The 3,571-nt window shown below is 68.9% G+C and carries 4 protein-coding genes and 1 tRNA gene; 3 read left to right on the forward strand and 2 right to left on the reverse strand.

The features are described from left to right. Nucleotides 1-797: glutamine-hydrolyzing GMP synthase (gene guaA, locus PHC73_RS12515; protein WP_300128803.1), on the forward strand; the 797-nt coding region annotated here is incomplete at its 5' end. 206 nt (nucleotides 798-1,003) lie between these two features. Here guaA and PHC73_RS12520 read toward each other — a convergent pair. Then, nucleotides 1,004-1,405 (reverse strand): acyl-CoA thioesterase, encoded by a 402-nt coding sequence (locus tag PHC73_RS12520; RefSeq protein ID WP_300128806.1) that lies wholly within the window; start codon nucleotides 1,403-1,405, stop codon nucleotides 1,004-1,006. A gap of 82 nt (nucleotides 1,406-1,487) precedes the next feature. Then, nucleotides 1,488-1,563 (reverse strand) — tRNA-Glu (locus PHC73_RS12525). Nucleotides 1,564-1,753: 190 nt separating this feature from the next. On the opposite strand from PHC73_RS12525, the gene pcnB reads away from it, so the two are divergent. Then, nucleotides 1,754-2,989, forward strand: a complete 1,236-nt coding sequence (gene pcnB, locus PHC73_RS12530; RefSeq protein ID WP_366949882.1) for a polynucleotide adenylyltransferase PcnB — start codon at nucleotides 1,754-1,756, stop codon at nucleotides 2,987-2,989. Next, nucleotides 2,986-3,504 (forward strand): 2-amino-4-hydroxy-6-hydroxymethyldihydropteridine diphosphokinase, encoded by a 519-nt coding sequence (gene folK, locus PHC73_RS12535; protein ID WP_300128812.1) that lies wholly within the window; start codon nucleotides 2,986-2,988, stop codon nucleotides 3,502-3,504. The genes pcnB and folK overlap by 4 nt, the downstream gene beginning before the upstream one ends. The last annotated feature ends 67 nt before the right edge of the window (nucleotides 3,505-3,571 follow it).

The following is a 3,571-nucleotide window of genomic DNA, read 5'->3' on the forward strand; positions in this document are numbered from 1 at the left end:
ACAACGGCCTGCTGCGCCTCGACGAAGGCGACCAGGTGATGCAGGTGTTCGCGCGCAACCTCGGCGTGCGGGTGATCCGCGTCGATGCCGAGGCGCGGTTTCTCGATGCCCTCAAGGGCGTCGCCGACCCCGAGGCCAAGCGCAAGATCATCGGCCGGTTGTTCATCGAAGTGTTCGACGAACAAGCGGCGAAGATCAAAGACGTCGCCTTCCTCGCCCAGGGCACCATCTACCCGGACGTGATCGAGTCCGCCGGCAGCAAGACCGGCAAGGCGCACGTCATCAAAAGCCACCACAACGTCGGCGGCCTGCCCGAGCACATGACGCTCAAACTGGTCGAGCCGCTGCGCGAGCTGTTCAAGGACGAGGTGCGCGCCATCGGCCTCGAGCTGGGTCTGCCGGCCGAAATGGTGCAACGCCACCCCTTCCCCGGGCCGGGCCTTGGCGTGCGCATCCTGGGTGAGGTCACCAAGGCCGCCGCCGACACATTGCGTCTGGCCGACCACATCTTCATCGAAGAACTGCGCCGCGCCGGCTGGTACGACAAGACCAGCCAGGCGTTCGCCGTTTATCTGCCGGTGAAGAGCGTCGGCGTCACCGGCGACGGCCGCCGCTACGAGCCGGTCGTCGCGCTGCGCGCCGTCGAAACCGTCGACTTCATGACCGCCCGCTGGGCGCACCTGCCCTACGAACTGCTGGATGTGTGCTCGCGCCGCATCATCAACGAAGTGCCGGGCCTGTCGCGCGTGGTGTACGACGTCTGCGGCAAGCCGCCGGCGACCATCGAGTGGGAGTGAGCAGGCCGCCACGTCTCGTTTGAGGGATAGTGACGCGCTGATTTATGCAGCGTTTCCCGTCCGGGGCAGGATGGCGCGGGGTATGAATAAAGGGCGTAACTCCTTGATTCACGCGGCGTCACTCGGGATGGTAGTGCGCGACGGCTAGCTAAAAAAACGCCATGGACGGAATTTTTCAGCATTAACAGCGCGCCGAGGCACGGGCCTCAGGGCGTCGTGTCGTCCAGCGCCGGCACCGGCCGCGGGCGGCGCTGCTCGTCCACGGCCACGAAGGTGGCGGTGGCTTCGGTTACCTTGACCACCTCGCCGGGGTTGGCGGCGCGCTCGGCGTAGGCTTCCAGATGCAGCGTGAGCGAGGTACGGCCGACGCGTACGACGCGGCCGTAGCAGCTCACGAGGTCGCCCACGAACACCGGCTGGTGGAACTCGAAGGCGTTCATGGCCACGGTGACCACCCGGCCGCGGGCGCGGCGGCTGGCGACGATGCCGCCGGCCAGGTCGATCTGGGACATGAGCCAGCCGCCGAAGATGTCGCCGGCGGGGTTGGTGTCGGCTGGCATGGCCAGCACCCGGATGGCCGGCTCGGTGCCGGCAAGCACGGGATCCATGATGTCGATGCCCCTTGAAACGGTGCCTGTGCGCCCCATGTAGTGCACCAAGGCGCCCGCGGTGGTCACGAGCCGGGCAAGATGGCGCTCCCTAGGGGACTCGAACCCCTGTTTTCGCCGTGAGAGGGCGACGTCCTGGGCCACTAGACGAAGGGAGCCGGTGGCATCAAAGTCAAGCTGCTACTATAACCCACATCGCGTCCTGATGTGACAGGCGGGCATCGCGCCCACCCCGGGACGCTTCCCGACACGAGACCTATGCCGGAATTCCCCCTCGGTCCACCACGCATCCTGCCTCGCAGTGAACATTCCATTTCCCGCGCGCACATCAGCAAAAATGCGCTGAACGTGCTGTACGGCTTGCACAAGGCGGGCTTCGAGGCCTGCCTGGTCGGCGGCGGTGTGCGCGATCTACTGCTCGGCGCCACGCCCAAGGATTTCGATGTCGCCACCAACGCCCTGCCCGAGCAGGTGCGCGCGACGTTTCGCAACAGCCGCCTGATCGGGCGGCGCTTTCGGCTGGCGCACGTGCACTTCGGGCCGGAGATCATCGAGGTGGCCACTTACCGCGCCTCGCACGACAAGGCCGAGGACGAGGACGAGGCCCGCCTGGACGGCGACCGCATCCTGCGCGACAACGTGTACGGCACGCGCGAGGAGGACGTGGTCCGGCGCGACTTCACGGTGAACGCCCTCTACTACCGCATCGAGGATTTCTCGCTCATCGACCACGTCGGGGCGCTCGAGGACATCGAGCGGCGCCGCCTGCGCACCATCGGCGATGCCGAGCAGCGTTACCGCGAGGACCCCGTGCGCATGCTGCGCGCGGTGCGCCTGGCGGCGAAGCTCGGTTTGAGCATCGAAGCGGCCACCGAAGCGCCGCTGTTCGAGCTCGGTTACCTGCTCGAAACAGTGCCGCAGGCGCGGCTGTTCGACGAGGCGGTCAAGCTTCTGCTGGCCGGTCACGGCGTGCGCAGCTACGAGTTGCTGCATCGCTACCGTTTGCTCGATTACCTGTTTCCGGTCGAGTCGGCGGCGCTCGAGCCCGAGCGCGACCGCCTGATCCGGGAGGCCTTGGCCAACACCGATCAGCGCGTGGCGGCCGGGCTGCCGGTGACGCCGGCGTTCCTGATCGCGGTGTTGCTGTGGGAGCCGCTGCAGGCGGCCATGGCGCACCAGCTGGTGCGCGGCGTGTCCGAGCACGAAGCACTGCTCAAGGCGCAGGACGAAGTCATCCGCGCGCAGAACGATCTGCTGGCGGTGCCCAAGCGTTTCACGCTGCCGGCGGCCGAGATCTGGGCCTTGCAGGGCCGTTTGCAGCGTCGGCGCCAGCCGGGGCGGCTGCTGGGTCACCCGCGGTTCCGGGCGGCGTTCGATTTTCTCGTTCTGCGCGCGCAGCAGGACGCCGACCTGCGCGCAGATGTCGAGTTCTGGGCGGCGCGCATGGGCGGCGGTGAAGCGCCGACCGTCACGGCGGAGCAGGACGCGGTGTCGGGCGAGCTGGCGCCGCGCCGCCGGCGCCGGCGGCGCGGGCGCCGGCGTGCGGCTGCCCAGGACGCCTCGCCGGTCGTTGCCGACGCATGAGGCAGGTCGCCTTCATCGGGCTGGGTTCCAATCTCGACGATCCGGTGGCGCAGATCGAGCGCGCGCTGCGCGCCATCGCGCAACTGCCGCACACTCGGCTGGTGCGCCGTTCCAGTCTGTACCTGAGCCGCCCCATGGGCCCGGCCGACCAGCCCGATTATGTCAACGCCGTGGCGCAGGTGCACACCGCCCTGGCGGCGCCGCTGCTGCTGACCGAGCTGCTGGCCATCGAGCGTCGGCAGGGTCGCCAGCGCCGTGCCGGCCAGCGCAACGCGCCGCGCACGTTGGACCTCGACCTGCTGCTGTACGCCCAGCTGACGCATGACGACCCGGCGCTGACACTGCCGCACCCGGGTGCCCACGAGCGCGACTTCGTGCTGCTGCCGCTGGCCGAGATCGCCCCCGAGACGGTCATTCCCGGGCGCGGCGCCGTCCTTGACCTGCTGGCCGGCTGCGCCCGCCACGGCGTGCAGCGGCTCGCGCAGTCCGCCCCGCCCGCCGTGCTTGCGGGCTGAACGCAGGTCATTAGAATGTCGCGCCCCGCAGTCCGGGCCGGCTGCCGCGCGGAGCCCGCATCATGGC

The organism is Immundisolibacter sp. (assembly GCF_028696615.1).
Classification (GTDB): Bacteria; Pseudomonadota; Gammaproteobacteria; order Immundisolibacterales; family Immundisolibacteraceae; genus Immundisolibacter.

What these genes read in the sequence shown, in the direction of transcription:
- PHC73_RS12520 (WP_300128806.1), bottom strand. Translation starts at nt 1,405, where the DNA reads ATGGATCCCGTGCTTGCCGGCACCGAGCCGGCCATCCGGGTGCTGGCC.
- folK (WP_300128812.1), top strand. Translation starts at nt 2,986, where the DNA reads ATGAGGCAGGTCGCCTTCATCGGGCTGGGTTCCAATCTCGACGATCCG.